We start from the raw sequence: 26,873 nt of genomic DNA, 5'->3' as shown, positions 1-26,873 counted from the left end.
AACTGTTGATTTCCACTCCAGGCGCTTCGCTTTCCGTTCCAATCACAATGGTAATCCACTTCTTAAACATAGCTCTTTACGTGATTCATTCTTGAAACAAATTCCATAATGGACGTTGTATCTAATTTTGATTGATCGACTGTGATTCCATCTACTCTTTTGACAACCTGTCTTTCGAAGAAGTTCATTTTAGACACGAGGAATTCTCCGCCAAATAATCCCATCGCCGCGGAATTTTTTCGCAAGTCCTGTAGAAAAGCATGATTAAATTGCTCGATGGCAATGTCGCCTTCTCGCATACAGCAAAGAAAAAGGCCAAGATTTTTTTCCAGAAGCCTATTATGATGATGTTTGATAAATTGACTAATTTTCCGTTGGATCTGTCCCGCGTGAATGGAACCGCCAATAATGACCGTGTCAAAATCCTTGAGATCAAAAAGCGTTTTCTCCCTTTTTAAATCTACTGATAACACGTCACCTTCAAGATTCTCGCTTATTAATCCAACCGCTTTTTCTGTAGTCCCATGGGATGAGCAATAAACAATTAAACTTTTCATGTCCTATTCCCCTTCCTTCCTGTACAAAAAAACCTGCCGTGATTTCCTATATATTGGCCGGGATTCAATTTACTCACTACCATTATAACCCCCATATAATGCATCTGGATGAAATAATATTGGCAATATTATTACAACTTTCAGTTCACTTTTTTAAGATTTTCTTTATAAATGCCCCAATCTCTTTTATTGCTTTTCTTGCTTCGGGTAATGCATCACCACTTATTTGCCATACATGCCACATGCCATTCCAGATTTTGAACGAAACCGTGACCCCGGCATTCCGTGCTGCATCCGCCAGTTTCTCTGCATCACTTTGCAAGATTTCATGGCTGCCTGCCTGAATAAACAAGGGGGGCAATCCCGTAAGGTTCGCAAAAACAGGTGATATGAGCGGGTGGTCCGGGGCTTCGTTCGCCGCATACATCTTTACAGCTTCTCTTACTGCCTCAATACTTAAATACGGATCCACCGCTTTATTTTTTCGATAGCTTTCCCCGCTGCTCGTTAAATCTACCCACGGTGAAAGACAAACGATTGCGGCCGGGAGCGGCTCGTTCTGGTCGCGTAAAACGAGTGCAGTTGCCAGACATAATCCTCCGCCGGCTGAATCACCTGCAAATAGGATGTTAGCCGGGTCATACCCCTGACTTCTCAGCCAGCGATATACATTGACAGCATCCTCGATAGCGGCAGGAAATGGATGTTCCGGTGCAAGGCGATACTCCGGAAACAGCACCTTAAGACCTGCTGCCTTCCCAATCCTGGCAGCCAGTGGACGATGGGTGTTGGCAGAGCAGAGGGCATAGCCCCCGCCATGTAAATAGAGAATGACCTTGTCAGCCGCCACTAACGTTTCGGCAGACGTGGTTGTAATCCACTCAGCATATAATCCTTCAATTTCCACTGGAACTACCTTACAATTTTTTGGGAGAGTACCGAGTCTTCTTGCGGCCGCATCCAGCATCTGCCGCTTATTTTCCATCCCTTTTCCCTTAACCCCTTTTTTCACCGCTCTTTTAACCGATGTCTTAATTGCTTTTTCAAAAAAATAACTTCGGAAACTTGGCATGACGGCTGCCCCCTTTTATTTCCAATAATCGTCAATATCATTATACTAGAAAAACCATTAACACAAATCCAATATTCACCATTTTTAGGCAAACTTCCAATAATTTTGTAAATATTCTGTAACAATTCTTCCATTTCTAGTTTCATATAGTACAATTATCATAACCAGAACTTTATTCCTGGAGGATGTCATGAATCGCCTAACAGATCATTTAATTATCATTTCCTTTGATTGTCTTTCTGCATTAGACTATCCAATTCTCAAAGACTTACCCCACTTTCAATCAATTTTGAAAAATGGAACGTATGTAGAAAATGTCGAAACAATCTATCCATCGGTCACTTATCCATGTCATGCGACGATTGTGACTGGAAATTATCCGAACAGGCACGGGGTGATCAATAATACCCTCCTGCAGCCTGGAAGACCGTCACCGGATTGGAATTGGTATCGTAATTGTATTCACGGCACGACATTGTATGATGAAGCCAAAAAGGCAAACCTGACCACTGCGGCGCTCCTCTGGCCCGTTACCGGAAAAGCAAACATCGACTACAATATGCCGGAAATTTTCGCTAACCGCCCCTGGCAAAACCAAATCCTTGTTTCACTAATGAGCGGTACTCCCTCCTTTCAATGGGATTTAAATAAACGCTACGGGCATATCCGCAAAGGGCTTAGTCAGCCGGAATTAGACGACTTTGTCTTAGAATCCGCCGTCGATACGATTAAAACAAAGAAGCCGAATTTATTGATGGTGCACTTCACCGATTTAGACACGCAGCGCCATGATCACGGGTTTTCATCAGAAGAGGCAATTGCCGCGATCCATCGTCACCATAAACGTCTTGGCCGAATTCTAGCTGCTCTCCATGAAAGCGGGATTCATGAAAACGCCACTGTGGCAGTATTAGGTGACCATAGTGCACTTGATGAACATAAAGCGGTCAACCTTAATGTCCTTTTACATAAAAAAAATCTCATTTCAACAAACACAAAAGGGAAAATAATTAATTGGCAGGCCTATTGTAAAAGTTGTGATGGCTCTGCATATATTTACATTAAAGATCAGCATAATTCCACGGTCCTTCACCAGGTTAAACATTTATTAGACTCATTGCTAGACGACCCCGAATCAGGGATCGAGCGTGTGCTAACAGGGGCACAGGCTGCCGAAAAAGGGGCAGATGGTACGTGTGCCTTTATGATTGAAGCATGCCGCGGGTATTATTTTTTAGAAGATTTAAAGGGAGATTATATCAAAACCATTACCCGGGAGGATGCCGCAGCAGATAAAAAATATACATTAGCCTGTCATGGTTACTCGCCGGAAAAAGAAAATTACGGAACCATCTTTATGGCGGCCGGGAAAGGAATCCAGTCCACCACACTATCTTCCATCCGTCTCGTTGATGAAGGCCCCACCTTCGCAAGGCTCCTTGGTATTACCTTAGGCAATACAGATGGGAGGGCTGTCGAAGAAATGTTAACCATATAAAGCCATTAAAGGAGGAACTTGAATGAGCCGGATGACAAAACAAGAAAAGGGCTGGGTGTTTTATGATTGGGCAAACTCTGCCTACTCTATCCTGATCACCACAGCTGTATTTCCGTTGTATTTTAAGGCAGCAGCGAACGAGGCAGGACTTGCTGCCTCTACTTCTACAGCCTACTGGGGTTATGCCAATTCATTTGCCACATTGCTTATTTCGCTCTGCGCTCCGATATTGGGAAGTATTGCAGATTTTAAAGGGTTCAAAAAACGATTTTTCACTTTTTTCTTTGCCCTCGGTATTATTTTTACCTTTTTATTAGCGGTTGTCCCGAGCGACCAATGGTTCATTCTCTTAATCTGTTATATGGTGACCGTCATCGGGTTTGGCGGAACGAACATTTTCTACGATGCCTTCCTTGTTGACGTGACATCAGAAGAACGGATGAATCAGATTTCATCGAAGGGGTTTGCGATGGGCTACATTGGAAGTACGATCCCGTTTATTATCGGGATTGCCCTGATCATTCTAGCGGATAGAAGTATTCTGCCTTTAAGCGTTACTGTCGCAAGTCAAGCCGCCTTTGCGATTACGGCCCTTTGGTGGGGCTTGTTTACGATTCCAATGTTGAAAAATGTCAAACAGGTTTATTATAAAGAACGCGTCGCTAATCCGATATCCAATGGATTTAAACAGCTTTTTGAAACATTCAGGAAAATTAAGCTTTACCGTCCATTGTTTCTCTTTTTAGTAGCGTATTTCTTCTATATTGATGGAGTTAACACGATCATTACGATGTCAACTGCATATGGGTCGGATTTAGGAATCTCTTCCAACAACCTTTTGATTATTTTATTTGCTACCCAAGTCGTTGCTGCACCATTTGCGGTTATATATGGCAAACTTGCCGATAAATTTCACGCCAAAACGATGCTGTTGGTCGGAATATTTATATATATAATCATATGCACGTATGCCTATTTTTTAAAAACGACTCTTGATTTCTGGATATTGGCCATGCTCGTGGCATCTTCACAAGGTGGAATTCAGGCATTAAGCCGGTCCTATTTTGCAGCACTTGTTCCAAAAGAGAATGCCAATGAGTTCTTTGGTTTCTACAGTATCTTTTATAAATTCGCAGCCATCTTAGGTCCATTTTTAGTCGGCTTGACCGCGCAGTTAACCGGCAGCACCAATAGCGGCGTATTTAGTCTCATAGTATTGTTTTTCATTGGCGGATTGATCCTGCTGCGTGTACCAGAAGCCAATCATATTCCAAAAGGAAATTCTATAAGCTAATTGATGGAGAAAAGAGCTCACCAGCCGGCGAGCTCTTTCCTTGTTATTTTACATCGTAACCCTGGTCATCAATTGTTTCTTTAATCGTACTGAGAGATACCACTTTTGCATCAAATTCGACGTCAACTTGACCTTGATCAAGCTTTACGGCAACCTTTTTTACCCCCTCAAGTTTACCGACGCTGCCTTCTACTGCTTTTACACAATGGCCACAAGACATACCACTAACATCTAATGTAACATTTTCCATTTTTCTTGCCTCCATTATTTTTTCATTAGTTTTTGTATGGTAACGAGAACCTCATCCAGAACCTCATAATCACCTTCTTGAATTCTCTCGACGACACAACTCTTCATATGGCCTTCAAGTAAGATTTTCGCCACACTGTTTAGCGCCGATTGGGTAGCGGAGATTTGGTTAATGACATCATCACAATACGTATCTTTTTCGATTAAGCCTTTAATCCCGCGTATTTGCCCTTCGATCCGGTTAAGCCTTGTAACCAGATTGTTTTTCACTTTATCCGAATGATGGCTTTTTCGATGTCCGCCATCATGTGTACAACAGGAATCATCATTTAATTCTTCCTCATTTTCACGGTCTAAGGACATGACATTCCCTCCTTTTTTTTCCTATTATATCATACCCCCGTATAGTAAAGCGATGCTTTTATCGATAACGAAAAACATGATGCGAAAGCACCTATTCCATATTTTTAACAATCGTTTCCTGGATATTACGAATGACATCACCGCGGCTGATGACACCAACAACATGGTTCGATTCATCCACAACCGGAAGCTTCTTAAAGTGGTGTCTAGCTAACAGGTCCACCACTGTTTTCATATCATCGTCTGGGTGAACGGTCACGATTCCATGTGATTTGGCAATCTTACCGATTTCTGTATGAGCCAGTTCATGTAAGCGGTCCGTCATATTTTCCTCCGCGACATAGGTAATAAAGCTAAAATAATCTGGAATACGACGATCGATTGGCTTAATGGCCCGCAAAAGGTCACCGTCCGTTACCATCCCGCATAACGTCCCATCCTTCTTCATTATGGGCACGCCGCCAATTTTCTTCTCTACAAACGTAGCCATCACATCTTTAATGGAACTTTCCGGATTTACCGAAATCACATCTTTCACCATAAAATCTTTTACCTTCATGAAGTTCACCACTTTCGTTTGGTTAAGTAGAAGTCCAATTTATTTTTTTAAAAAATCATTTAAAAATGCAAGGTTAATATGTTCTTTATTAAGGAATTGCTCTTCCCTTTCATGGTCAGCTTGTTTTATCTCCCTTATTTCTTTATGCAGCCGTTCCATTTTCCGATCCAGCTGTGCTGCCATTAATGCTGCGTCTTTAAGCTCATCAATCATCTTGCTTGGAACTGCCTTGTTGTATTTGTAATAAATCTTGTGTTCCAAACTTGCCCAAAAATCCATGGCGATCGACCGAATTTGCACCTCTACATACGTTAATTCCTCACGATCGGACATGAAGATCGGTATTTCTAATATTAAATGAAGACTTTGATAGCCATTCGGCTTTGGATTCTTTATATAATCTTTATAATCAATAACCCGAACGTCTTTCTGATTCCCAATCATTTTCGCAAGCTCATAAATATCGGAAATAAACGAACAGGTAATCCGAATCCCGGCAATATCCCGAACATTTTCTTTAATGGAAGGTAATGAAAACGCATATCCTTTCCGTTGCACTTTCTTCAAAATGCTTTCCGGTGATTTTAATCGCGATTTTACATGTTCTATTGGATTATAATCATGAATATAATTAAATTCATCTTTTAGGATATTAATTTTCGTATTCATTTCATCTAACGCAAACTTATACGCCATCATAAAACGTGTTAGTTTTACTTTAAGCGATTTTAACTCCTTCATATCAATAACTTGTTCAATATCCAAGTACTAGCTTCCTCTCTTGTTATGATTCACCCATTTTATTTTTTTCACTGTTTCGAAATTCCGCTAAAACATCAGGTGGAAAGACCATCCGGCAAATAACCTTTGACATTTCAAGATAATCAGCTTTTTTTCCGCTTTGACTCTCTTTTTCCTGTCCATTCTCCACTAAAACCATGATAGCCCATGAGACCATTTCTAAATCCAAATCCCTCCAGGTTAACCCTTTTTCACTGGCTTGAACTAAGCCATCGTGAATTCTAGCATGGATTTTTCTCCTTGCGGCCCCTAGAACCTCTGCAAGTTCAGAATCTTTGGATAACAGCTCTGGGAGTACACGCCTTAGTCCGACCTCATTAAGCCGTTCATAATGTGATTCAAAAAGCGCGGCCATAACAGATTCAGGGTCACTGGCAGCCCAACTTGGTTCAGGCGGAAGAAACTTTTCTAATTTATCTTCTAACAGCGACATTAATAGCTGCCGCTTGTCTGAAAAATAACGGTAAAAGGTTCCGGTTGCTACCCCTGCATGTGCGGCGATTTCCTTTGCGGTTGTCTGCTCGTATCCTTTCGAATTAAATAAAGCATATCCGCTTTCAATCAGGGCATTCCTTTTTTGCTGCGCTCGTTCCTGTTTAGGGACAAATGGAAATTCACCTACAAGTTTATCTTCACGGTCTGGCATATAATCACCTCAGTGCTATCATAACACGATTTTTAAATTTGAACCATAGTTCACTTTTTTATTGACAGCCAGCCTAAAACATGTGATACTTGAACCATGGTTCATGTTATATTCATTATTATTGTTTAACACCCCTTGCAATAAATGATTTGTAACATGACCAATTTTTCTTCATTTTTTCTAAAAAGTATGAACGAAACAGCAGGAATTTAAAAATTTTTTGCGAATAATTTATAGTATTATAATCCTGATTATTTTTTATCTCATAAAGGCAAACCAATAATTGGAAGGTGTTGAGTAATTTGGCCAATCAAACTGAATCGAAGAAAATCTCTGTTAATTCAACTATTTCATTAAAGGGAATAGTAAAAGCCATTTTCAACGATACCGTTCATGTCCAAATAGGCGGAAAAATTATTCCGATTCCTGCATCAGATTTCATGATTGAAAAACCTGCAAAATAATGGTTTATATGTCTCTAAAAGCACGGAAGCCCGTCACTTATTTGTGACGGGCCTTCCTGTTTTTTACCTGTAATTTCGAGTAATTATTTTCCTGGATAACAGTCACAGCTGACGATATGATCATTCACCATTCCTGTTGCCTGCATGAACGCATAGCAAATGGTGGAGCCGACAAATTTAAAGCCGCGTTTCTTTAAATCCTTGCTTAATTTGTCACTAATTTCGGTTGTTGCCGGGACATCTTTCATTTCTTTGAAATGATTTTGAATTTGCTTCCCGCCAACAAAGGACCAGATGTAGGTTTGGAAGGACCCGAATTCGTCGATTACCCTTAAATAGGCTTTGGCATTGGTAATTACCGCATTAATCTTCAGCTTATTTCTGACAATTCCCTCATTATGTAAGAGCTCGGTGATTTTTCCCTCGTCATAGCGGGAAATTTTTTCTGCATCAAACTGATCAAATGCCTCGCGGTAATTCGCACGTTTTTTTAAAATCGTATACCAACTTAAGCCGGCCTGGGCCCCTTCGAGATTTAAATACTCAAATAGCAGCCGGTCATCATAAACCGGCACTCCCCATTCGTGGTCGTGATACTCTATATATAAAGGATCCTGATTCACCCAGCCGCATCTATTCATTCTTGAGTGCCTCCATTAATCCCTTAGAAAGGTTTCTAGGAGCCGCTTGAAGGTACCCTTCCAGAATAAACCCTTCGATTACGTTCCAATTAAGTTTTTGATTGGTGCTGACAGACGTCCAGCCATGCTGACCGATGTAAGGGGTTTTGAAAAAACGGTCTTGCTCTTGCAATAATAGCTGTTGGGTTGTTTTCAATGTCTTTATCGATAGCGTTAGGTTATCCCCATTTTCGCCCATCATCACAAATGGCTTGTCCTTTACCCGAAAAGATGTGTGTCCAAATTTATCGACAGCTTCGATTACTTCGGGAAATTTCTTTGCAATCTCTCTAATTTTTGTTAGTAACTCATTCCCATGTAAAGACTTGATTTGTCTATCGTGACCCATTGTTTAATCTCCTAAATGATAATTTTCCATGATTTTATTTTATCGGTTGTTTATGATTAAAACAATGTTGATTAATTTTTCAATGAGCTGGTTTTGTGCGACGAGCTTTTCTGAGAATTGAAGTGGTTCGTCACGTGGATAGCTCTCTACGTGACCGAACACCCTCTTTTTCCACCGTTTCGTTCACATAGAACCTCTCTACGTGACCAATCGCCAGCTTTTTCCGTAGTTTCAGTCACGTAGAATCCTATTAAAAAACTCCAATTACTTTTAATGCCCCACCGTCAGCAATACAGCTGGCAACACAGATGCCGCAGCCTGTGCAGTGTTTTTCGGACACGACCGGAATTCCGTTAACAAGCGTAAGCGCACCTCCAACAGGGCAGGAACGGACACAATAATCGCACATCACCTGCTGATTTCCAAGACAGCTGTCCCTTTGCACTTTAACCATTCCAATTGCGGGCCGTTTTTTATAGTCAGCCAAGTTTAAAGCCTCCGTCGGGCAGGCTTCGATACACTTTAGACAAAATGTGCATGGTGACTCATTCGGGTCTACATAAGGGGTATTGACGAGCTTCGCGCCGCTTGTCAGTGAAAACAAACAAATGGTCTGCTCCGGACAGACCTCCTGACATTTTCCGCATCTGGTGCATGAAGTAAGGAATTCTAGCTCACTGCCCGCACCAGGAGGACGTATAAAGTCCCGGTCGATTTCAAGCTGGGGTGCAAGAAAATTCCCCAAAAACCCAATTGTCGATTCCCAGTTTAAGTTGAGAAATTCCCTTCTGTTGCATCTCTCAGTCATTGTTCACCAGCTGCTTCTTGATAAAACAGTTCATTCTCGAAATTTGTATACACAAGACAAATATTCAGCACACCATCAATCTCTTTAAATCTTTCTGCCGTTCGATAGCCTTGATCGACCGTATCCGATTCAATCGTCAGGATTACCTTCTTCTCCTCATGAATATGATGGATTTCAACCCCATTTAATAAAGCCAGCTGCCCTGCTGCAAGACTCGCTTGCCCAGGAATTGTTTCCACAAAGATTCCCGAAATAACCATTTGTCTTCCCCTCCTGAAGTAAAAAGGGGCTGCTTCACGAATCCACAGCCCTGCTCGCATCTTACTTACTAAACGCCGTCTTAGTTTTTGTTTCATTTTGCTGGGCATGACACTGAATACAATTATCCCGAAAAACCTTTCCTTTTGTATCATTGTCATAGAAATGGACAGCTGTTGGTGTTGGCGCCCCTGTATCCGGTTTTCCGTGGCAGGCGAGACAGCTATCTTGATGGGCCTTTGGATTCCACCGGTCTACGTGGGTTGCCGGCTGTAGCGGCGGTGCACTGACGAGCCCCATGGTTTCGCTATCTGGCCGCCCTTTTTCCGTCAATTGCACCAGCGCTGGCTGCGTACTTACAACAGCAGCAGTTTCTGTCGACACTAACGACCATTGAAGCTTTGTAGCTCCTATAGCTGCAGTAAGAACAATGATAAACCCTAAGATAAAAAGAATTCCCTTTTCCTTCATAATCTCCCCACCCCCCATTAAGCCTTTTCAATTTTAACAGCACATTTTTTAAAATCTGTCTGCTTGGAAATCGGGCAATAGCAATCCAATGTCACCAAATTAATCAATGTTTCTTCAGCAAAAAATGGTACATAAATAAGTCCCTTCGGCGGGTTTCCGCGTCCTGTCGTCGTCGCCTTCACCTTCACTTCACCACGGCGCGAGATCACTTTTACCATATCCCCTGTTTTAACCCCCAGGGAGGCAGCATCATCAGGGTGGATTTCACACAGCGCTTCCGGGAATGCCTTATGAAGTTCTGGCACCCTTCTTGTCATCGTTCCACTGTGCCAGTGCTCTAACACCCGGCCCGTACATAACCAGAATGGATATTCCTGATCCGGCACTTCTGCCGCTTCTTCAAATGGCCGGAACAGAATCGCCGGTTTATGATCAGCCGATTTATAGAAGTCGAGGTCCATGTATTTTCCTTTATGGCCAAACTCCTCCACCCCGTATTGATCGAAGCCGTCCTCCTGCTTCCCATACGAATAGCGCCAGTTCGTCTCGAGCCATTTGCCATCCACGTTTCGGACCGGCCAGCAAATCCCGTGCTGTTTCAAATATTCCTCATATGGAGCCATTTGTTTCGCTTTCATTTTCAGTTTGGCCCCGAGCTCCTGGGCTGCTTTATTTGGATGCTCATGTGGATTCGTGAATAAGCGGTATTCCTCCCACAAAAGGCGATTCACTTCATGCTGGTCCTTAAGAAGATCATTTTTCTTTTTATCCCATACCATACCAAACAAAACATCAAATGCCGGCTTGTCACCAATCATTTTTCCATCCAGCACTCGCTTTGCTACCTGAACAATCGCCCATAAATCCCATTTGGCTTCACCCGGCGGCTCCACACATTTTTCAAAAATCGACGTCCGTCGTTCAGCATTCCCGAATTGACCTTCACGCTCAACCCACATGGCTGCCGGGAACACCACATCTGCCATTTCCGTCGAGCGGTTTGGATACACATCGGAAACAACGATAAATCCATCAATGACACCTTTCCCATTCGCATCTTTTCCGCGATATCTGTTTAACTTCGGATTTGTCTGCCCCCAGTTATTAGACATACTCCATAAAAATTTAATCTTGCCGTTTCCTAACTCACGGAACATTTTCATCGTGTGCATGCCCGGGTTTTCAATAGGATCCAAATATCCTTGCGGCAGGTTCCAAATCATTTCGGTGTAACGGCGGTGTTCCGGATTTTTTACAACTAAGTCTGACGGCAATCGATGGGAGAACACCCCTACTTCACGTGCCGTTCCACAGGCACTTGGCTGACCCGTTAACGAAAATGGACCGCTGCCCGGCTTTGAAATTTTCCCTGTAAGCAAATGAATGTTATATATGAGATTGTTCATCCAGGTACCGCGAGTATGCTGATTGACACCCATTGTCCAAAGGGACATAATTTTTTTCTTAGGATCAGCAAATTCCTTTGCAAGCGCTTCAATATCTTTCGCAGGCACACCAGACATCTCCGCTGCTTTTTCCATCGTATATTCCGATACCCTTGTCTTAAACTCTTCAAAGGGAATAACCCAATCCTGATCAGCTGCTTTTCCCACATCTGTGGCTTCGTAATTATCATCAAAGGTATGACCGAGGTTTTCTGTACCTGCTTTGAACTGTGTATGTTCATTGACAAATGTTTGATCATATAAATCGTTTTGGATCAGGTAATTGGCAATGGCATTGGCAATGGCTAAATCAGTTTGCGGCCTGAATATCATGACGACATCAGCAAGCTCCGAGGTCCGTGACTGTCTTGTCGTTATGTCATAGTGCTTGACAGCGCTGTTTTTCAGTTTGCGAGCTGTCAGGCGCGAGTAAAGAACCGGGTGCATTTCCGCCATATTGGCTCCCCATGTGACATACACATCTGTTTCATCTAAATCGCGATAGGAGCCCATCGGTTCATCGGATTGGAAGGTTGTCATAAAGCCGGCTACAGCACTAGCCATACAATGGCGGGCGTTCGGGTCAATATTATTGCTCAACAGACCTGCTTTCCATAGCTTTACGGATGCATACCCTTCCATAATCGTTTGTTGTCCCGACCCATAAAAAGCTACGGATTTCGGATCAGCATCGTAGGCCTCTTTCATGTTTTTCGCGACTAAGTCTAATGCCTCTTCCCACGAGGCTTCCCTGAATCCTTCCATTGTGCCTTTTTTGGATTTATCTTCACGAATCAGTGGCTTTGTTAACCGGTCTTTGCCAAACAAGATTTTTCCGACATAGTAGCCTTTAATACAGTTTAGCCCTTTGTTTGAACGGTTTTCCGGATCCCCTTTAGTGGCAATAATCTTTCGGTCCTTCACACCGACTAAAATACCGCACCCTGTACCGCAGAAACGGCACACAGTGGTCTTCCATTCATCTGGTTCAATACTTGCTGCTTGTGCACTGTTTAGTACTGAACTTTTGTCCTTTTTACTGCATCCCGCTGCTGCCAGCGTCATAGAAACAGCCGTTGCTTTCAATAAAGATCTCCTTGTTAATTCCAAGCCCGTCAACTCCCTTATGAATCAGGTTTAAGGTGAAAATCTATAGCTTAATAGTAAGCGACCAAGGAAATTTTTAGGGTGAGTTCACCTATCGTTTACAAAAAATTCACACAAGGAAAGCGATTTTTGTCACAATTCTGACAATCCTATGTTTGCAGTATTTTTACTGTTTCAACGATAAAAAGCCAGGAACCCAAGTTTAATGGGCCTGGCTATTAACCTGCTATATTATGAAACACCAAATACATTACTCGCGCTTCGCAAAGTATTTAATATGCTGCTTTCCCCAATCGTACATCATAAAGACGAGGGGCATGAGGCTTTGACCCAATTCTGTTAGTGAATATTCTACTCTTGGTGGAACTTCAGGGTAAACTTTTCGATGGACAATCCCGTCTTCCTCTAACTCTCGAATCTGGGTTGTAAGAACTTTATGTGTAATTTTTGGAAATAATCGCTTAATTTCAGTGAATCGTAAAGTGCCATCCGTCCCTAAATAGTAAATAATGGTTATTTTCCATTTGCCGCTTATTAGGGAAAGAGTAAATTCTTTTTCACAATTAAATTCACCATTTTCGATTTTCTTTTTTACTTCCGATCGTAAATCATCCATTCATTGTTCCCCTTCCCTATGTATCCTAAAAGTATCCTATAAGTAACCATCTCACAAAAAAGTGCGTTCTTCCATAAAAAAGAATTATTTTTTAGAATTAAATTAAGATAGATAATATTCAAACTTAAATGTTCACCTAAGAACTCTATCTGTTGTTGGCAATCCATATCCTAAATATAAAAGCAAATGAATGGAGGAACGCAAAATGGCAGGAAACAGAGCGGTAGTGTACAAAGGCCCAGGACGTGTAGCTGTTGAAGATATTAGCTATCCTGACTTAGTTTTAAGAGACGGACCCGGAGTAAATCCTTTAAACGTTGGTCGTAAATGTGACCATGGAGTGATTCTAAAAGTCGTAACCACCAATATTTGCGGCAGTGACCAGCATATGGTGCGCGGGCGGACGACTGCTCCGTCAGGACTCGTTCTCGGTCATGAAATCACAGGTGAAGTCATTGAAGTTGGGCGTGACGTGGAATTTATTAAAAAAGGCGACCTTGTTTCGGTCCCATTTAACATTGCCTGCGGTCGCTGCCGCAGCTGTAAAGAGCAAAATACTCACATTTGCGAGAACGTGAATCCGGACCGTCCGGGCTCAGCTTACGGTTATGTCGACATGGGCGGCTGGGTTGGCGGCCAATCCGAATATGTTATGGTCCCTTATGCAGACTTCCAGCTGCTAAAATTCCCTGATAAGGATCAAGCACTAGAAAAGATTCTTGATTTAACGATGCTTTCCGATATTTTTCCAACAGGTTACCACGGAGCGGTAAGTGCTGGTGTAAAGCCTGGTTCCACAGTATATGTTGCTGGAGCTGGACCTGTTGGCTTAGCAGCGGCTCATTCTGCTCAACTTTTAGGGGCATCAGTGGTCATCGTCGGTGACTTGAATAGTGAGCGGCTGGCTCAGGCGAGGAGCTTCGGTTGTGAAACTGTTAATCTTAAAGAATACCCAAATCTTGGCGAACAGATTGAACAAATTTTAGGGGTTCCAGAAGTTGATTGTGCTATTGACTGTGTCGGCTTTGAAGCCCATGGACATGGCGCTGGTGCGGGCGAAGCCCCGGCAACTGTATTGAACTCGATAATGGAAGTTACCCGTGCCGGCGGACGCCTTGGGATTCCAGGACTTTATGTGACCGGCGATCCTGGCGCCATCGATGCAGATGCAAAAATTGGAACCTTAAAGGTTCGCTTAGGACTTGGCTGGGCAAAAGCACATACTTTTGTGACAGGTCAAACGCCGGTTATGAAATATCACCGCGACTTAATGATGGCCATCCTAAGCGGAAAAGCACAAATTGCCAAAGCTGTGAATGCTACTTTGATTTCTTTAAATCAAGCACCCGGTGCTTATGCTGAATTTGATCAGGGGGCTTCCAAGAAATTCGTCATTGACCCACATGGAATGTTAAAAAGTTAATTTTTATGCAAATATAAGCAAACCAAATTAGGGAGGTAATTATAAAATGACCAAAATGACATTAGACTTAGCGAAAGAATTAATTGCAGGTGCTGAAAAAGAAGCAAAAAGCATTGGGGTTTCTATGGTTATTTCAGTAGTGGATGAGGGTGGAAATTTGGTTGCAGTCCACCGGATGGATGATGCTTGGTTAGCCAGCATTGACATTGCTCAAAATAAGGCATGGACATCAGTAGCTTTAAAAATGCCTTCAGCCAATTTAGCTGATGCCACCGTTCCTGCAGCTGAACTTTATGGTTTAAATACAACCAACAATGGCCGGCTTGTTGTATTCGGCGGCGGAATCCCACTTGTCCATGATGGAAAAGTTATTGGAGCAGTTGGGGTTAGCGGTAGTACCGTTCCACATGATATTCAAGTAGCAGAGGCTGCTGTTAAGGTATTTAATCATAAATTATTAGCAGTATAAAAACTAAATAATACCGCGGCTAAAATACGACTATATTTTCCCGCTTTTCCTTCCTAACTCCGCCTTGTTTTTTAAATAATGAGCAATCTTACTGGACTAGCCCATTCATGTCCGTACCGTAAAGCATACAATAACACATCAAAAAAATTAAAGGCGGAGAGTGGTATGGGATTATATATAAATAAAAAGAATTATCCGGAAGTATATAAAAATAATCAGAGTCCCAAGGAACCAAATCAGCAGTTATCTCGGCAAGATTCCTTATCAGAGCTGATAAATGAACAGCAAAAAGCCAATGCTGCCCTTACAGAAGCACTGGCTGAATTAGGTTTGCGTTATTCCCAGCAAGAGGAATCAAAAATAAATCAATGGAACCAGATTGACTCACAATTGCAGGACCTAAGCAACCGGTTAACAAAGAATGAAGAGGTTAATCAGCAGCTTTCGCTGCAAATGAATGAACAACTGGAATTGCAAAAAATCGCTGCCGAGAAATTGGAGAAACAAGACGACTTTCAAAGCGGTGTACTTAAGCGATTGGATAATCAGGAAGCCTTATTAGATAAACTGGCTCGGCAGGTGAACCATATTCGCTCGATTCTTTTTGAACGAACGAATTATTTAGCGGAGAGAATTGAGGATGGCTACAAAGTAACTTCTTCATATGTCTATAAATTGATGACAGGCTCCGATCAGCCATTAACCTTTTTCCTGATGAATCATAAGAAGGAAGAACCTCAAAAACAGCCTGAATAAAAGGTGAGGAAAAAAAACCGTTCATGCCGCAAAACAGCATGAACGGTTTTTTTTCATTAGATAATAAAGTATAAAATTTCGACTTTGAGAAATGTCCAGCTCCAGCGCCCTAGCGGCTAGTGTCCTTCGCTCTCCGCCCTACGATAAGTCAAGCACGAATGCGCCTCCGGCTCTTCGTGTTTCCTTTATCTCAGATGGAGTGCTCCACAAGGAAAGCTTCGGCAGCATAGGCATCGCACGAAGGAAAAGCGTTAGCTTTTTCGAGGAGGCCATACGCCGCTGACCAGGGCGCTTGCGCTTTTCTTATTATTTAGTAAAAATATCTGTTAATACAGGGACGATTTGCTTCTTACGGGATACAACGCCCTTTAATGTTGCGGTATGATTTACGAGGTTGACGTTATAAGCCTTTTCGACTGCTTCAGCTTTACTGCCTAAAGCTAAACCAACTGAATCATTTGTTAAGATATCCGTTACCACAAATAGGAATAAATCCAGATTCTTTTCTTCGATGATTGCCGAAATGGCCGCTTCCAATTCCGCTTGGCGCTCAAGAACATCCGCAGTGTCCACCACATTTACCTGGGCAATTTCTACTTTGCTTGCGCCCATCTCAAATCCCTTTGCATCAAGGCTTAATAGCTCTGACACGGATTTATCGCGAACATCAGCACCTGCTTTCAGCATGTCCAAGCCATAGCTGTCCGCATCGACTCCAGCGATTTCCGCTAATTCACGTGCAGCCGCCACATCTTCTGGTGTGCAGGTAGGTGATTTAAACAATAAAGAGTCAGAAATAATCGCGGATAACATTAGACCGGCAATTTCAGGTTTAATTTCCTTCCCGTTCTCTTTATACATTTTATTTAAAATCGTCGCCGTACAGCCAACAGGCTCGCAGCGATAATATAATGGGTCGCTTGTCTCAAAATTCGCGATCCGATGGTGGTCGATAACTTCAAGCACACGAACATCTGCGATATCATTGGCACTTTGCTGGCGTTCATTGTGATCGACTAAGATAACGGAGCTGACTTCAGCAGCAACCGCTTCAACCAAACGAGGAACATCTGCGTTAAATTTTGTTAGCGCAAATTGTGTTTCACCATTAATTTGGCCAAGACGAACCGGCTCGACGTCCATTCCTAATTGTTTTTTTAAATCTGCATAGGCAATCGCAGAACAAATCGTATCTGTGTCCGGATTTTTATGACCAAAAATCAATACTTTTTCCATCTTACTACTCCCAATCCGTATAAAATTATGTAGGACAACCCAATAGCCATGAGAATGACCCTAACGAAAATTATATATGATTACGTTAGAGGTTTCAAAAAAAAATATGCATTTTGGTCTAATCCTAAAAATATTAAATAAAAGAGTTAAATGAATACCCCTTTTTTTCAAAATCTTGCCGTACTCGAAAAATTGCTTTTGAGTGAATTTGTGAGATTCTTCCTTTTGTCAAATTCAACACTTCAGCAATTTCTACTTGGGAAAGACCCTCATAATAAAACAAAGTCAGAACAAGTCTTTCATTTTCGGTCATTTTGTCAATACAGTGTGTAATCATTTTCCCAAATTCAAGTCTTTGAAGATGCTGCTCTTGAGGTATCGAATTATCATCTTGAAGATGATCTAAGCGGTTCTGCTGTTTTCCCTCCTCATCGCTATCCTTCATTGGTTCATCTAGAGATAACAATGTAGAAAATGACAAAGCTGCCATGGTTTGATCAATTTCATCAACAGAAATACTTAAATATTGGCTAAGTTCCTCTTCCGATGGTGTCCTCATCAACGATTGCTCTAAATCACGAAAGGCACTGTTTAATATTTTTGCTTTCTCTCTCAAACCACGGGGAATCCAATCCATTTTTCGAATTCCATCAAGCATGGCCCCTTTTATTCGCCACAAACCATACGTTTCGAATTGAAATCCTTTTTTATAATCAAAATGCTGGATGGCCTCGATTAAACCAATATAGCCCAGACTAATTAAATCCTCTTTAGGGATGATTCGCTGCGGAATGGCAAGGCTCAGCTTATTTGCCACTCGTTCGACCAAATGCATATATTGTTTTACCAATTTTTCCTGTGCCGTTCCATCATGTTTTTCTTGATACATTCTCCATAGCAGTTGGTGTGGAACAACTTCATTGACTGCAGCTTTCAACGATTCTCCCCCCCTGGTTTTCAATGACCATGATTATCAGGTACAACCACTAGTTTGATTTCCTTAATGACATTATTTTTTCGAAAAAACCCCGGATTCCGTTAGAGGAAGGGGCAGATACCTTATCCATGTCCGGTAAAAACGTATATAAAATTTGATTAATATTTTTGGATGCCTCACAATTTGGATAAGTAAGATAAAAAGGTGTCTGCGCCCTGACTGCTTTTTGAACATGAACATCTTCCATCAAAAAGCCTAAACTATTTATCTTCGTTTTTAAAAATACACTACATGCATTCTTCAATGTTCTTGATGTTTCTGCAGCTTCGCGATAGGTTTGGGCACGATTGATCACTAATCGGAAGATCGGCGGCTTTATAGCTAAATGATGAACGGTTTTTATCACTGCATAAGAATCAGCAACCGACGTCGGTTCTGGTGTAGTAACCAAAATCGTTTCATCCGATGCCAAAATAAATTCAACCAGTTCTTTAGAAATACCCGCACCCGTGTCAAGTAAAATGAAATCGGCATAAGATTGCAGTTCTTGAATCTGGTTCATAAAAAAGTCTAGTGATTTTAGGTCCAATTCTATTAAATCTTGAATTTCAAGTCCACCGGCAATATAGTTTATCCCGCCTGATCCTACTTCAATACAATCTAATAAATATTTTCGTTGATGAAGCACATCCGCAAGGCAATACTTCGATGATGTACCCATCAGAATATCAATATTTGCCGTCGATAAGTCTAAATCCATAACGACCACTTTTTTTCCTGCTGCTTTAAGGGCCAAGGCAAAATTAATCGTGAAATTTGATTTGCCTACACCGCCCTTACCGCTAGTAATCGTAATGATGCGAGCCGGTTGGTGGTAATTTTCTTTTACTTGGTAGCGTTGCATATATTCCCTTAGACTTTGCGCCTGATCCATATCACAAACCATCTCCCACTAAGGAACTAGCAAGCAATGAGGCATCAATTAAAGTAATATCCTCAGGAACACTTTGTCCATTGGTAATATAGGCAATGTGATAAGGATATTGATAGGCGATATTCAGAATCGATCCATAATTCGTTGTTTCATCAAACTTCGTCAGGATTAATTTTTTGACAGGACTATCCAGGAACTCGTCCAATAACAGTTTAAGATCTTCATATTTTGTGGTTAAACTTAAGGCTAAATAGTTTTCACTTTTAACTGGATGATGTAAAAACTCCCTAACGGATTCACGATGTTTTTCATCTTTATAGTTACGGCCCGTAGTATCCATATAAATAAGATCATAATGTTCGAGCTTGCTTATTGCTTGGTCGAGTTCATTAGCAGACCGTGCCACCTCAATCGGTACATTCAATATACCTGCATAGGTTTTTAATTGTTCAACTGCTCCGATACGATACACGTCCGTTGTGATTAGGGCTACTCTGCGCTTTTGTTTTAAAAGCTGCTCAGTTGCCAGTTTTGCAATGGAAGTCGTTTTGCCAACACCTGTCGGTCCAATGATCTTAATCATACGAATATCATCAGGAGGGGTCATCGATGTCGGAATTTTCTTTTCAATCATCCCTTTAATGATTAAAACTATCTCTTTTTCAATTTCATCATCTTTCACGTCTGTTAATGACCCAAATTGGTTCAGGATGGAATTGATCGTATGCACCGTAACATATTCCAAAACCTCCTCAGCCACCCCATTCTTCTTCAGGCGATTGACCCATTTGGAAAGCCGTGCAGATGATGTATTCCCCTGTTTTTCGCTCGTCATAAAGACCATCATCATTTTTCTAAGGTCCTTTATTTCATTAATGAGCTCTTTTTCGAATTCCTCGGAATTGTTCTTTTCTTTCACTGGTTTTTCCTTTTCAGTTGCTTGTGAATAATATTGATAGAGCATTTGCGGTTTCTTATGGAAAACGGAAGTGCTTTTTTCCGTCTCATTAGGCCCACTACTTGAATGTCCTTCGGCTTCGACAGGGCCAGCCTGTTCTGTCACAACATTATTGCTGTTTACCCAATTAATCTGAGTAAATTCATTTTCAGTAATAGCAGGATTCTGCTCAGAGTCTTGTTCCAACAGGCTTTCATTGATTTTCTCATGTTGAACATGGGAACCTTGCTGATCCACTTCTTTTTTGGCTTTTTCAAATCTATTACTTTCAGCAAGGTCCCCTGCTGCTTTTTCGATTAAGTTTAAAGCAATATTTCGGTTATTCTGTGGTTCTTGCTTTTTTACGGGTGGTATTTTCTTAACCGGAGCATAAGCTGTTACCTCGAATTTATGTTTAGCAAATAATCCGAGAATGCCGCCCAATTTGATTGACCTGGTATTAACAATGATGGCATTATCCCCCAATTGCTCTCTGACCATTTTTAAAGCAAGGGGGATGGAATCCGCAACAATTCTTTTTGTTTTCATATGTTGACCACTCCAATACTTTGAATCTCAATATCAGGCTCAAGCTCTGTATAGGCAAGAACAGGTACTGTTGGCATGATTTTATCAATAAATTGTTTCAAATACATCCGAATGGATGGTGAAGTAAGGAAAATCGGCTGACCGCCTGCTTTGATCACACGTTCAATTTGTCCCTGCAGTTCTTCTGTTATCCTTCGTGATAATTGTGGATCCATCGAAAGATAATAACCACCAGATTCTGTTTGCTGGATTCCATCAGAAATTCCTTTTTCTAAAGTAGCTCCTGCTGTTAATACCTGAATCACCCCATTATCAGCATACTGCTCTGTAATTTGCCGAGTTAAGGACTGGCGCACATATTCTGTTAATACTCTCGGATCTTTTGTATAAACCGAATAATCTGCCAACGTTTCAAAAATCGCACCCAAGTCGCGAATCGAAATTTGCTCCCGTAACAGATTTTGCAAGACCTTCTGGATTTCACCAACTGATATTAGGTTGGGCACAAGTTCATCAACCAAATTTGGGTGTGTTTCTTTCAAGTTATCTATTAATTCTTTCGTTTCTTCCCTATGAAGCAGTTGATGCGCATACTGTTTTAATACTTCAGTTAAATGGGTAGCAATCACAGAAGGCGGATCGACAATCATATAACCCATCAACTCTGCTCTTTGTTTTTCTTCTGTGGTCACCCATACGGCAGGCAAACCAAAGGAAGGTTCGATTACTTGTATCCCATCAAGTTCTCCCATATCTGCGCCTTGATTCATCGCAAGATAATGATCCAAATAAACTTCACCTGATGCGACTTTATTCCCACGGAATTTAAGGACATATTGATTCGCCGGGAGCTGCAGGTTGTCGCGGATCCGAATCGTCGGGATCACCAATCCCAATTCAATCGCAAACTGCCTGCGAATCATGACAATCCGGTCAAGGATATCGCCGCCTTGTTTCTGGTCAGCCAATGGAATTAATCCATAACCAATTTCCAGCTCCAAAGGATCAAGCTGCAGCAGGTTGATGACCTTTTCGGGACTGCGAATATCCTCCTCCATATCTGCCATTTCCATTTGCTCGGTTAGTAACTCTTCTTTCTTCATTGTTTTTTGCATAGTCATGCCGCCAAAGATTAAAAGTCCTGCCACCGGTACAGTCAGTAAAAGGCCGATAGGTGTAAATAAGCCAAGCAGCAAAATGGTTCCCGACACAATAAATAACAGTTTGGGATAGCTGAATATTTGCTGCATAATATCCGAACCTAAATTCCCATCGGATGCGGCACGTGTAACGGTAATCCCTGTCGCGGTAGAAATAAGTAATGCGGGCACTTGGCTGACTAATCCATCCCCGACAGATAAAAGCGTGAATGTACTAGCTGATTCTGCAAACCCCATGCCATGGATCACCATTCCAATAATGAATCCGCCAATCACATTAATTAAGAGAATGACTATTCCTGCAATGGCATCCCCTTTCACAAATTTACTCGCACCATCCATCGCTCCGTAAAAATCAGCCTCTTGTTCAATTTTCCGGCGGCGCGTCCTGGCATCCTGCTCAGATATTAATCCGGCATTCATATCCGCATCTATGCTCATTTGTTTACCAGGCATAGCATCCAATGTAAAACGAGCAGCTACTTCGGCAACCCTTTCAGAACCTTTCGTAATGACAATGAACTGAATGACTACTAAGATTAAGAAAACAACAAAACCCACAACAGGACTCCCGCCGACCACAAAGGAACCAAAAGTCTCAATAACTTGTCCGCCATCCGCCTTCGAAAGAATGGAACGTGTCGTTGATACATTGAGGGCAAGTCGAAATAATGTTGTCAATAACAATGCAGTTGGAAAAATCGAAAATTCCAGTGGTTCTTTCGTATTCATTGCCACCAATAGAATCAACAATGAAACGGAAATATTGCAAATTAACAAAAAATCTAGCAATAGCGTTGGAAGCGGAATGATCATCATGGCAACAATCAAAATAACCACAATTAATACTGATATATCTTTTGCCTTCATGTCATCATCCCCTTATGTCTTCCATCCTGGTAATACACATATGCTAAAATTTCCCCTACTGCATTGAACAGCTCTTCCGGAATGGTTCCGCCAATTTCCACTGAAGCAAATAATGCTCGTGCCAATGGACGATTTTCAACGACAGTAATCTTATGTTCTTTTGCGATTTCTTTTATTTTTAAAGCTATATAATCTTGACCCTTAGCAATGACTTCCGGGGCATCCATCGTATTAAAATCATAACGAATGGCGACCGCAAAGTGTGTAGGGTTCGTTATCACCACATCAGCCTTAGGCACTTCACGAATCATTTGATTCATCGCCATCTGCCGTTGGATCGCTCTCCTTTTTCCTTTGATGAACGGGTCACCTTCAGACTTCTTGTATTCATCTTTGATTTCTTGCTTTGACATCCGAATTTGCTTTTCAAAACTAAACTTTTGGTAAATATAATCGGCTGCAGCCAAAACAATCAAAGAACCTGCAGCTGCTAAACCCATTTGAAGAATTAACGAACCTATAAATCTTGAGGCATTCCAAATCGTTTTTTCTCCGAGTAAAAGAAACTCATTTTTTTGCTTCCAAATAACTATAAACACAATAATAGCAATAAACGTAATCTTTAAAATAGATTTCAGTAATTCTACTAGAGATCGAACGGAAAACATTCGTTTCAAACCCTGCAGAGGATTTAGTTTGGCAAAATCGACTTTCACTAACGAAAAATTAAACATAAAACCAACCTGCAGCAAATTAGCGGCAATCCCTGCGACCAGTACCACCAATAGTATAGGTGCGATTAACATTGCCGCATCCAATACCAACTGATTAAATAATAGTTTGGTACTGGTAATGGACAGATCCCAAAGCATATATTCGTTGAAACTCTGACGATATATATTTAAAAAGCCTATTATTAAACTATTTCCTCCGACAAGTAAAAAACCAAAGCAAAGCAATAATGTAATGGCTGTAGATACTTCCTGGCTTTTTGCCACTTGACCTTTTTTTCTTGCCTCGCGTCGTTTAGTGGGCGTTGCCTTTTCCGTCTTTTCACCGGAAAAAAATTGTAAATCTAAACGCAGCATGCCTACGCCCCCATTATATTTAAAATTGAAGACATCGAGCCGAACATATTTTCAAACAGAATTTTTAATAGATAAAAAAAACTAGGCATAATGATAATAAATATCATAAAATGCAATAAAATTTTCAGCGGTGGTGCAATAGAGATTATATTTAATTGCGGCACCGTCTTACCAAGAATGCCCAAGGCAACATCACAAACAAACATGGCACCCAATATAGGTGCAGCCATCATGAAGCCAATCATAAACATTTGCTTCACACATTCCAAAATATAAGCCGAAAGCCTGCCGTCTATTAATGCAGGTACGGTATCCTGCAATGAAATCCAATCAAAACTAGCTAATATTCCCTGAATCAATAAAAGATGGCCATTAGTTGACAATAATACTAAAATAGCAAGAATATTTTTTAATCGCCCTGTAAGCGGTTCAGATAAACCAAAATTGGGGTCAAAAAGTGTCGCCATCGAAAAACCAGTTTGAATATCTAAAAGGGAACCTGCCAGCTGGACAGAATAAAGGAAGATTGCAGCTGTCATGCCCAATACAATTCCAACAAGAAATTCTTTAAAGATTAGTAGGAGCAATGCCCACTGCGGCAAAGAATCAATAGGTTCCTTTATAATCCCGACACAGAGAAGTGCAAGTGCAGCACTAAAGCCAATCTTATAGGTTGAAGGAATCTGCCTTCCCGAGAATACTGGCACAATAATCATAAATGACGAAATGCGAACAAAAACCAGTAAAAAACTCCACACTACGGAAGTATCCACCGCCATCACCTACCCGACAAATTGAGAAAGATTTCCCAATAAATGTTCTGTAAAGTCGACGACATGTCTCAGCATCCAAGCCCCACAGATTAACAGTGTCAGGAATACAGCGATAATCTTTGGAATAAAGGCCAGAGTTTGTTCCTGAATCTGGGTAGCCGCTTGAAAAATACTAACTAATAAACCCACAGTTAAAGCCACTCCGGCAACAGGTGCAATCACCATTAATATTGTGTAAATGGCTTCTTGAGCGATACGTAATACCATTTCCGTTGTCATGATTTACACTTCCTTCTAAAAACTCTTGAGCAGTGACCCGACAATGAGATGCCAGCCGTCAACTAAAACGAATAGTAAAATCTTAAATGGCAATGAAATCATGACAGGTGGGAGCATCATCATCCCCATTGACATTAATACACTGGAGACAATCATGTCTATGACAAGAAATGGGATAAAAATCATGAATCCCATCTGGAAGGCTGTCTTTAATTCACTAATGGCATAGGCAGGAACAAGTGCGGTTAACGGAATGTCCTCTACCGTTTTCGGCCGTTCCATCTTCGCATAATCCAAAAACAAGGCTAAGTCCTTTTCACGAGTATTTTTCGTCATAAATTCTTTTAACGGTCCGCTCGCCTGTTTGAAGGCTTGATCCTGGGTCATTTCCCCTGCCATAAACGGCTGGAAGGCCTCTTTATTTATTTGCGAAAAAGTAGGACCCATGATAAAAAACGTCATAAACAGAGCCAAACCCACCAGGACTTGATTGGGTGGGATTTGCTGGGTGCCAAGAGCATTGCGTACAAAACCCAGCACGATAATTATCCGTGTAAAACAGGTCATGAGTACAAGAATCGCCGGAGCAATCGATAGGACGGTAATAAGAAGAATAATCCGAACTGTATTTGACACTTGATCCGGATCATTTGAACCGAAATCCAATCCCGGTAAAATCGAACCCACAGGTTCAGCCGCATAGGCAACTGTTATAAACCCAAGTGTAAAAAGGGGAACAAGAAAAGCTAACTTACGTACCATATTCCTACTTCCCCCCACGGTGCTGCTTCAAATTTTCCAGCTGTTTTTTAAAAACAGAATTCCACAATTTTTTCGTATCATGTGATGTCCAGTTTAACGATGGCTCCACTTCTTGATTTTCAAGGCTTTCAAGTAAATGCTGATATTCTTCACCTTGCGTGATCGTGCGTAAGAGTGTGACCGTTTCACCGACACCAAGCACATAAATCGTCCCACTAATCAATACGAGCTGGACAGAACGATTATTTCCGAGTGGATGGTCTCCTATTGGAACAATTGGTCCATTGGAAGGAATCGACCTGTTCCTTTTTGAGAGGAATCGTAATAGAACAAACAATAAGAAAATCACAAATGCAAACGATACAATAAATTTGATAAATAAGGAGAATATGGAAGGAGATGTGCCACTATCCTTCTCTTTACTTACTGAGTCTTTGGGTGATACATCACCCTTTTGGATAGTGTCATAAACGGAAGGATCACCTGCGGCAGTGAGACCCGCGGCAAGTGTCGGGGTTTGTATGGAAAATAAATAAAAAAACATAGCAAATAAAATCATGATGCGTTTCATGTTTGTTCTCCTTCCTTGGAGTTTCTCTATTTCTCTAAATTCACCGTAATTTGTGCGGCTAATTTTGCGTCATTTTTCGCAATTTGTGCTAATAATTGTGAGCGGCTGCTTGTACTCATCTTTTTTAATAGTTTAATAGCTACTTCCGAATTTGTTCCCATCATAGATTGAATGAGACTTGCTGATTGAGCAGGAGGCATTCCCGCAATCGTTTCAGCTATGCTTTGTGAGGGATCTTCGGTCGTCTGAATCATTTGTTGCAATTGTTCCTTTAAAATTGCCGGATCCTCTTCATTCAAGTTTCCAATTTCCTTCATCAGCATGGTAATTTGCGCAGCTTTATTGGCATCTTTCATACTTCCAAGAATACTGCTTTGCTGTTCTTGTCCAAGCATCGAAACTGTAATGGCTGCGTCCTCTAAAGACATAGTTTCCACTATCTTCGCTGCTTTTGAGGGAGACATATTTTCATAGATTGCGGCAACCTGTTTCATTTGATCCTTGCTTTTTTGTACAGCCTTGTCATCAAACTGCATTTGTAATTCCTGATTTCTCTTTTTCAATTGATCAAATTCTTCTTGATTTGATTTAATCTGTTTCTCTAATGAGGCAATTTTTTGCAACTCTTCTTTCACCTTTTTATTACTTTCAAGATAACGCGATTTCCAATCATCTGATTTTGTAGTCTTAGGCGCAATTTCATTAGTAGAATCCGGAACTATCGTGCCGATCACAGGGATTTTGTTTCCCCAATCCTGAATTGTTTTCCATACGGGAAATCCTAACCAGTTAAAAATAAACATCCCGAAGACCGCCATAATTAGGAACGGTACAAGCCAAAAGTATATAAGCGATTTTATTCTGCCTCGTTGCTTCTCTTCTTCCAATTTGT

31 protein-coding genes are annotated in these 26,873 nt (G+C 41.3%); 6 read left to right on the top strand and 25 right to left on the bottom strand.

Annotation, left to right across the window (positions count from 1 at the left end; genetic code table 11):
• Positions 1–62: 62 nt before the first annotated feature.
• Both FAY30_RS11185 and FAY30_RS11180 read right to left on the bottom strand, forming a co-directional pair.
• Positions 63–557 (bottom strand): flavodoxin domain-containing protein, encoded by a 495-nt coding sequence (locus tag FAY30_RS11185; RefSeq protein ID WP_149869959.1) that lies wholly within the window; start codon positions 555–557, stop codon positions 63–65.
• 145 nt (positions 558–702) lie between these two features.
• Positions 703–1,629, bottom strand: a complete 927-nt coding sequence (locus tag FAY30_RS11180; RefSeq protein WP_149869958.1) for an alpha/beta hydrolase — start codon at positions 1,627–1,629, stop codon at positions 703–705.
• Between the two features lie 190 nt (positions 1,630–1,819).
• Between FAY30_RS11180 and FAY30_RS11175 the strand changes: the two genes are divergently transcribed.
• Together FAY30_RS11175 and FAY30_RS11170 are read left to right on the top strand one after the other, a co-directional pair.
• Positions 1,820–3,127 (top strand): alkaline phosphatase family protein, encoded by a 1,308-nt coding sequence (locus FAY30_RS11175; RefSeq protein ID WP_149869957.1) that lies wholly within the window; start codon positions 1,820–1,822, stop codon positions 3,125–3,127.
• 22 nt (positions 3,128–3,149) lie between these two features.
• Positions 3,150–4,421: an MFS transporter gene (locus FAY30_RS11170; protein ID WP_149869956.1), complete on the top strand. Its 1,272-nt coding sequence runs from the start codon at positions 3,150–3,152 to the stop codon at positions 4,419–4,421.
• 43 nt (positions 4,422–4,464) lie between these two features.
• On the opposite strand, the gene copZ is transcribed toward FAY30_RS11170, so the two are convergent.
• The 5 genes from copZ to FAY30_RS11145 form a co-directional block, all read right to left on the bottom strand.
• Positions 4,465–4,671: a copper chaperone CopZ gene (copZ, locus tag FAY30_RS11165; RefSeq protein ID WP_149869955.1), complete on the bottom strand. Its 207-nt coding sequence runs from the start codon at positions 4,669–4,671 to the stop codon at positions 4,465–4,467.
• A gap of 14 nt (positions 4,672–4,685) precedes the next feature.
• Entirely contained in the window at positions 4,686–5,033 is a 348-nt protein-coding gene (locus FAY30_RS11160; protein ID WP_149869954.1) for a metal-sensitive transcriptional regulator, read from the bottom strand.
• A gap of 91 nt (positions 5,034–5,124) precedes the next feature.
• Positions 5,125–5,592: a CBS domain-containing protein gene (locus FAY30_RS11155; RefSeq protein WP_149869953.1), complete on the bottom strand. Its 468-nt coding sequence runs from the start codon at positions 5,590–5,592 to the stop codon at positions 5,125–5,127.
• 39 nt (positions 5,593–5,631) lie between these two features.
• A complete protein-coding gene (locus FAY30_RS11150; RefSeq protein ID WP_149869952.1) occupies positions 5,632–6,357 on the bottom strand; it encodes a GTP pyrophosphokinase in 726 nt (241 codons plus the stop codon).
• A gap of 19 nt (positions 6,358–6,376) precedes the next feature.
• Positions 6,377–7,039: a TetR/AcrR family transcriptional regulator gene (locus tag FAY30_RS11145; RefSeq protein ID WP_149869951.1), complete on the bottom strand. Its 663-nt coding sequence runs from the start codon at positions 7,037–7,039 to the stop codon at positions 6,377–6,379.
• A 302-nt stretch (positions 7,040–7,341) separates the two neighbouring features.
• On the opposite strand from FAY30_RS11145, the gene FAY30_RS27130 reads away from it, so the two are divergent.
• A complete protein-coding gene (locus FAY30_RS27130; RefSeq protein WP_190284878.1) occupies positions 7,342–7,503 on the top strand; it encodes a hypothetical protein in 162 nt (53 codons plus the stop codon).
• A gap of 83 nt (positions 7,504–7,586) precedes the next feature.
• Here the strand turns inward: FAY30_RS27130 and FAY30_RS11140 are convergent, their stop codons facing one another.
• The 7 genes from FAY30_RS11140 to FAY30_RS11110 all read right to left on the bottom strand — a co-directional run bounded on the left by FAY30_RS11140 (position 7,587) and on the right by FAY30_RS11110 (position 13,237).
• Positions 7,587–8,144 (bottom strand): DNA-3-methyladenine glycosylase I, encoded by a 558-nt coding sequence (locus tag FAY30_RS11140; protein ID WP_149869950.1) that lies wholly within the window; start codon positions 8,142–8,144, stop codon positions 7,587–7,589.
• A complete protein-coding gene (locus tag FAY30_RS11135; protein WP_149869949.1) occupies positions 8,137–8,532 on the bottom strand; it encodes an MmcQ/YjbR family DNA-binding protein in 396 nt (131 codons plus the stop codon). Before FAY30_RS11135 ends, FAY30_RS11140 begins: the two co-directional genes overlap by 8 nt.
• A 250-nt stretch (positions 8,533–8,782) precedes the next feature.
• Positions 8,783–9,340, bottom strand: a complete 558-nt coding sequence (locus FAY30_RS11130) for a 4Fe-4S dicluster domain-containing protein (RefSeq protein ID WP_149869948.1) — start codon at positions 9,338–9,340, stop codon at positions 8,783–8,785.
• Positions 9,337–9,600, bottom strand: a complete 264-nt coding sequence (locus tag FAY30_RS27125; protein ID WP_190284877.1) for a chaperone NapD — start codon at positions 9,598–9,600, stop codon at positions 9,337–9,339. The genes FAY30_RS11130 and FAY30_RS27125 overlap by 4 nt, the downstream gene beginning before the upstream one ends.
• Positions 9,601–9,661: 61 nt before the next feature.
• Positions 9,662–10,069: a nitrate reductase cytochrome c-type subunit gene (locus FAY30_RS11120; RefSeq protein ID WP_190284876.1), complete on the bottom strand. Its 408-nt coding sequence runs from the start codon at positions 10,067–10,069 to the stop codon at positions 9,662–9,664.
• Between the two features lie 17 nt (positions 10,070–10,086).
• Entirely contained in the window at positions 10,087–12,624 is a 2,538-nt protein-coding gene (napA, locus tag FAY30_RS11115; protein WP_149869945.1) for a nitrate reductase catalytic subunit NapA, read from the bottom strand.
• 247 nt (positions 12,625–12,871) lie between these two features.
• Positions 12,872–13,237, bottom strand: a complete 366-nt coding sequence (locus FAY30_RS11110) for a winged helix-turn-helix transcriptional regulator (RefSeq protein WP_149869944.1) — start codon at positions 13,235–13,237, stop codon at positions 12,872–12,874.
• Positions 13,238–13,442: 205 nt separating this feature from the next.
• Here FAY30_RS11110 and fdhA point away from each other — a divergent pair, with 205 nt between their 5' ends.
• The 3 genes from fdhA (at position 13,443) to FAY30_RS11095 (ending at position 15,885) form a co-directional block, all read left to right on the top strand.
• Positions 13,443–14,660 carry a formaldehyde dehydrogenase, glutathione-independent gene (gene fdhA / locus FAY30_RS11105; RefSeq protein ID WP_149869943.1) on the top strand — a complete coding sequence of 406 codons (1,218 nt, stop codon included), beginning with the start codon at positions 13,443–13,445 and terminating at the stop codon, positions 14,658–14,660.
• Between the two features lie 46 nt (positions 14,661–14,706).
• Positions 14,707–15,129, top strand: coding sequence for a GlcG/HbpS family heme-binding protein (locus tag FAY30_RS11100; RefSeq protein WP_149869942.1), 423 nt, complete (start codon positions 14,707–14,709; stop codon positions 15,127–15,129).
• Between the two features lie 165 nt (positions 15,130–15,294).
• Positions 15,295–15,885 (top strand): hypothetical protein, encoded by a 591-nt coding sequence (locus FAY30_RS11095; protein WP_190284875.1) that lies wholly within the window; start codon positions 15,295–15,297, stop codon positions 15,883–15,885.
• A gap of 306 nt (positions 15,886–16,191) precedes the next feature.
• Here FAY30_RS11095 and FAY30_RS11090 read toward each other — a convergent pair whose 3' ends face one another.
• From FAY30_RS11090 to FAY30_RS11040, 11 genes are all read right to left on the bottom strand, one after another.
• Entirely contained in the window at positions 16,192–17,121 is a 930-nt protein-coding gene (locus tag FAY30_RS11090) for a manganese-dependent inorganic pyrophosphatase (RefSeq protein WP_149869940.1), read from the bottom strand.
• Between the two features lie 133 nt (positions 17,122–17,254).
• Positions 17,255–18,058 carry a sigma-70 family RNA polymerase sigma factor gene (locus tag FAY30_RS11085; protein WP_149869939.1) on the bottom strand — a complete coding sequence of 268 codons (804 nt, stop codon included), beginning with the start codon at positions 18,056–18,058 and terminating at the stop codon, positions 17,255–17,257.
• A gap of 49 nt (positions 18,059–18,107) precedes the next feature.
• Positions 18,108–18,992, bottom strand: a complete 885-nt coding sequence (locus tag FAY30_RS11080; RefSeq protein ID WP_190284874.1) for a MinD/ParA family protein — start codon at positions 18,990–18,992, stop codon at positions 18,108–18,110.
• Position 18,993: 1 nt separating this feature from the next.
• A complete protein-coding gene (gene flhF, locus FAY30_RS11075; protein ID WP_149869937.1) occupies positions 18,994–20,478 on the bottom strand; it encodes a flagellar biosynthesis GTPase FlhF in 1,485 nt (494 codons plus the stop codon).
• A complete protein-coding gene (flhA, locus tag FAY30_RS11070) occupies positions 20,475–22,508 on the bottom strand; it encodes a flagellar biosynthesis protein FlhA (protein ID WP_149869936.1) in 2,034 nt (677 codons plus the stop codon). Before flhA ends, flhF begins: the two co-directional genes overlap by 4 nt.
• Positions 22,505–23,596, bottom strand: a complete 1,092-nt coding sequence (flhB, locus tag FAY30_RS11065) for a flagellar biosynthesis protein FlhB (protein WP_149869935.1) — start codon at positions 23,594–23,596, stop codon at positions 22,505–22,507. The genes flhA and flhB overlap by 4 nt, the downstream gene beginning before the upstream one ends.
• A gap of 2 nt (positions 23,597–23,598) precedes the next feature.
• Complete coding sequence (fliR, locus tag FAY30_RS11060) at positions 23,599–24,369, bottom strand: flagellar biosynthetic protein FliR (protein WP_190284873.1); 771 nt, start codon at positions 24,367–24,369, stop codon at positions 23,599–23,601.
• A 9-nt stretch (positions 24,370–24,378) separates the two neighbouring features.
• A complete protein-coding gene (gene fliQ / locus FAY30_RS11055) occupies positions 24,379–24,648 on the bottom strand; it encodes a flagellar biosynthesis protein FliQ (RefSeq protein ID WP_149869933.1) in 270 nt (89 codons plus the stop codon).
• A gap of 15 nt (positions 24,649–24,663) precedes the next feature.
• Entirely contained in the window at positions 24,664–25,410 is a 747-nt protein-coding gene (fliP, locus tag FAY30_RS11050) for a flagellar type III secretion system pore protein FliP (protein WP_149869932.1), read from the bottom strand.
• A 4-nt stretch (positions 25,411–25,414) separates the two neighbouring features.
• The gene (locus FAY30_RS11045) at positions 25,415–25,981 is read right to left on the bottom strand and encodes a flagellar biosynthetic protein FliO (protein ID WP_149869931.1); all 567 of its coding nucleotides are present in this window, start codon (positions 25,979–25,981) and stop codon (positions 25,415–25,417) included.
• Between the two features lie 26 nt (positions 25,982–26,007).
• The gene (locus FAY30_RS11040; RefSeq protein ID WP_149869930.1) at positions 26,008–26,868 is read right to left on the bottom strand and encodes a MotE family protein; all 861 of its coding nucleotides are present in this window, start codon (positions 26,866–26,868) and stop codon (positions 26,008–26,010) included.
• Positions 26,869–26,873 lie beyond the last annotated feature (5 nt).

This window comes from Bacillus sp. S3 (assembly GCF_005154805.1).
Classification (GTDB): domain Bacteria; phylum Bacillota; class Bacilli; order Bacillales; family Cytobacillaceae; genus Neobacillus.
Note: the sequence above shows the minus strand (reverse complement) of the source record. Positions and strands in the feature narration are given on the sequence as shown.

What these genes read in the sequence shown, in the direction of transcription:
- FAY30_RS11135 (WP_149869949.1), bottom strand. Translation starts at nt 8,532, where the DNA reads ATGGGTCACGATAGACAAATCAAGTCTTTACATGGGAATGAGTTACTA.
- FAY30_RS11185 (WP_149869959.1), bottom strand. Translation starts at nt 557, where the DNA reads ATGAAAAGTTTAATTGTTTATTGCTCATCCCATGGGACTACAGAAAAA.
- FAY30_RS11090 (WP_149869940.1), bottom strand. Translation starts at nt 17,121, where the DNA reads ATGGAAAAAGTATTGATTTTTGGTCATAAAAATCCGGACACAGATACG.
- FAY30_RS11140 (WP_149869950.1), bottom strand. Translation starts at nt 8,144, where the DNA reads ATGAATAGATGCGGCTGGGTGAATCAGGATCCTTTATATATAGAGTAT.
- FAY30_RS27125 (WP_190284877.1), bottom strand. Translation starts at nt 9,600, where the DNA reads ATGGTTATTTCGGGAATCTTTGTGGAAACAATTCCTGGGCAAGCGAGT.
- fdhA (WP_149869943.1), top strand. Translation starts at nt 13,443, where the DNA reads ATGGCAGGAAACAGAGCGGTAGTGTACAAAGGCCCAGGACGTGTAGCT.
- copZ (WP_149869955.1), bottom strand. Translation starts at nt 4,671, where the DNA reads ATGGAAAATGTTACATTAGATGTTAGTGGTATGTCTTGTGGCCATTGT.
- FAY30_RS11120 (WP_190284876.1), bottom strand. Translation starts at nt 10,069, where the DNA reads ATGAAGGAAAAGGGAATTCTTTTTATCTTAGGGTTTATCATTGTTCTT.
- FAY30_RS11130 (WP_149869948.1), bottom strand. Translation starts at nt 9,340, where the DNA reads ATGACTGAGAGATGCAACAGAAGGGAATTTCTCAACTTAAACTGGGAA.
- FAY30_RS11170 (WP_149869956.1), top strand. Translation starts at nt 3,150, where the DNA reads ATGAGCCGGATGACAAAACAAGAAAAGGGCTGGGTGTTTTATGATTGG.
- flhF (WP_149869937.1), bottom strand. Translation starts at nt 20,478, where the DNA reads ATGAAAACAAAAAGAATTGTTGCGGATTCCATCCCCCTTGCTTTAAAA.
- flhA (WP_149869936.1), bottom strand. Translation starts at nt 22,508, where the DNA reads ATGAAGGCAAAAGATATATCAGTATTAATTGTGGTTATTTTGATTGTT.
- FAY30_RS11045 (WP_149869931.1), bottom strand. Translation starts at nt 25,981, where the DNA reads ATGAAACGCATCATGATTTTATTTGCTATGTTTTTTTATTTATTTTCC.
- FAY30_RS11145 (WP_149869951.1), bottom strand. Translation starts at nt 7,039, where the DNA reads ATGCCAGACCGTGAAGATAAACTTGTAGGTGAATTTCCATTTGTCCCT.
- FAY30_RS11100 (WP_149869942.1), top strand. Translation starts at nt 14,707, where the DNA reads ATGACCAAAATGACATTAGACTTAGCGAAAGAATTAATTGCAGGTGCT.
- FAY30_RS11160 (WP_149869954.1), bottom strand. Translation starts at nt 5,033, where the DNA reads ATGTCCTTAGACCGTGAAAATGAGGAAGAATTAAATGATGATTCCTGT.
- FAY30_RS11110 (WP_149869944.1), bottom strand. Translation starts at nt 13,237, where the DNA reads ATGGATGATTTACGATCGGAAGTAAAAAAGAAAATCGAAAATGGTGAA.
- fliP (WP_149869932.1), bottom strand. Translation starts at nt 25,410, where the DNA reads ATGGTACGTAAGTTAGCTTTTCTTGTTCCCCTTTTTACACTTGGGTTT.
- flhB (WP_149869935.1), bottom strand. Translation starts at nt 23,596, where the DNA reads ATGCTGCGTTTAGATTTACAATTTTTTTCCGGTGAAAAGACGGAAAAG.
- FAY30_RS11080 (WP_190284874.1), bottom strand. Translation starts at nt 18,992, where the DNA reads ATGGATCAGGCGCAAAGTCTAAGGGAATATATGCAACGCTACCAAGTA.
- FAY30_RS11155 (WP_149869953.1), bottom strand. Translation starts at nt 5,592, where the DNA reads ATGAAGGTAAAAGATTTTATGGTGAAAGATGTGATTTCGGTAAATCCG.
- fliQ (WP_149869933.1), bottom strand. Translation starts at nt 24,648, where the DNA reads ATGACAACGGAAATGGTATTACGTATCGCTCAAGAAGCCATTTACACA.
- FAY30_RS11095 (WP_190284875.1), top strand. Translation starts at nt 15,295, where the DNA reads ATGGGATTATATATAAATAAAAAGAATTATCCGGAAGTATATAAAAAT.
- FAY30_RS11180 (WP_149869958.1), bottom strand. Translation starts at nt 1,629, where the DNA reads ATGCCAAGTTTCCGAAGTTATTTTTTTGAAAAAGCAATTAAGACATCG.
- FAY30_RS11175 (WP_149869957.1), top strand. Translation starts at nt 1,820, where the DNA reads ATGAATCGCCTAACAGATCATTTAATTATCATTTCCTTTGATTGTCTT.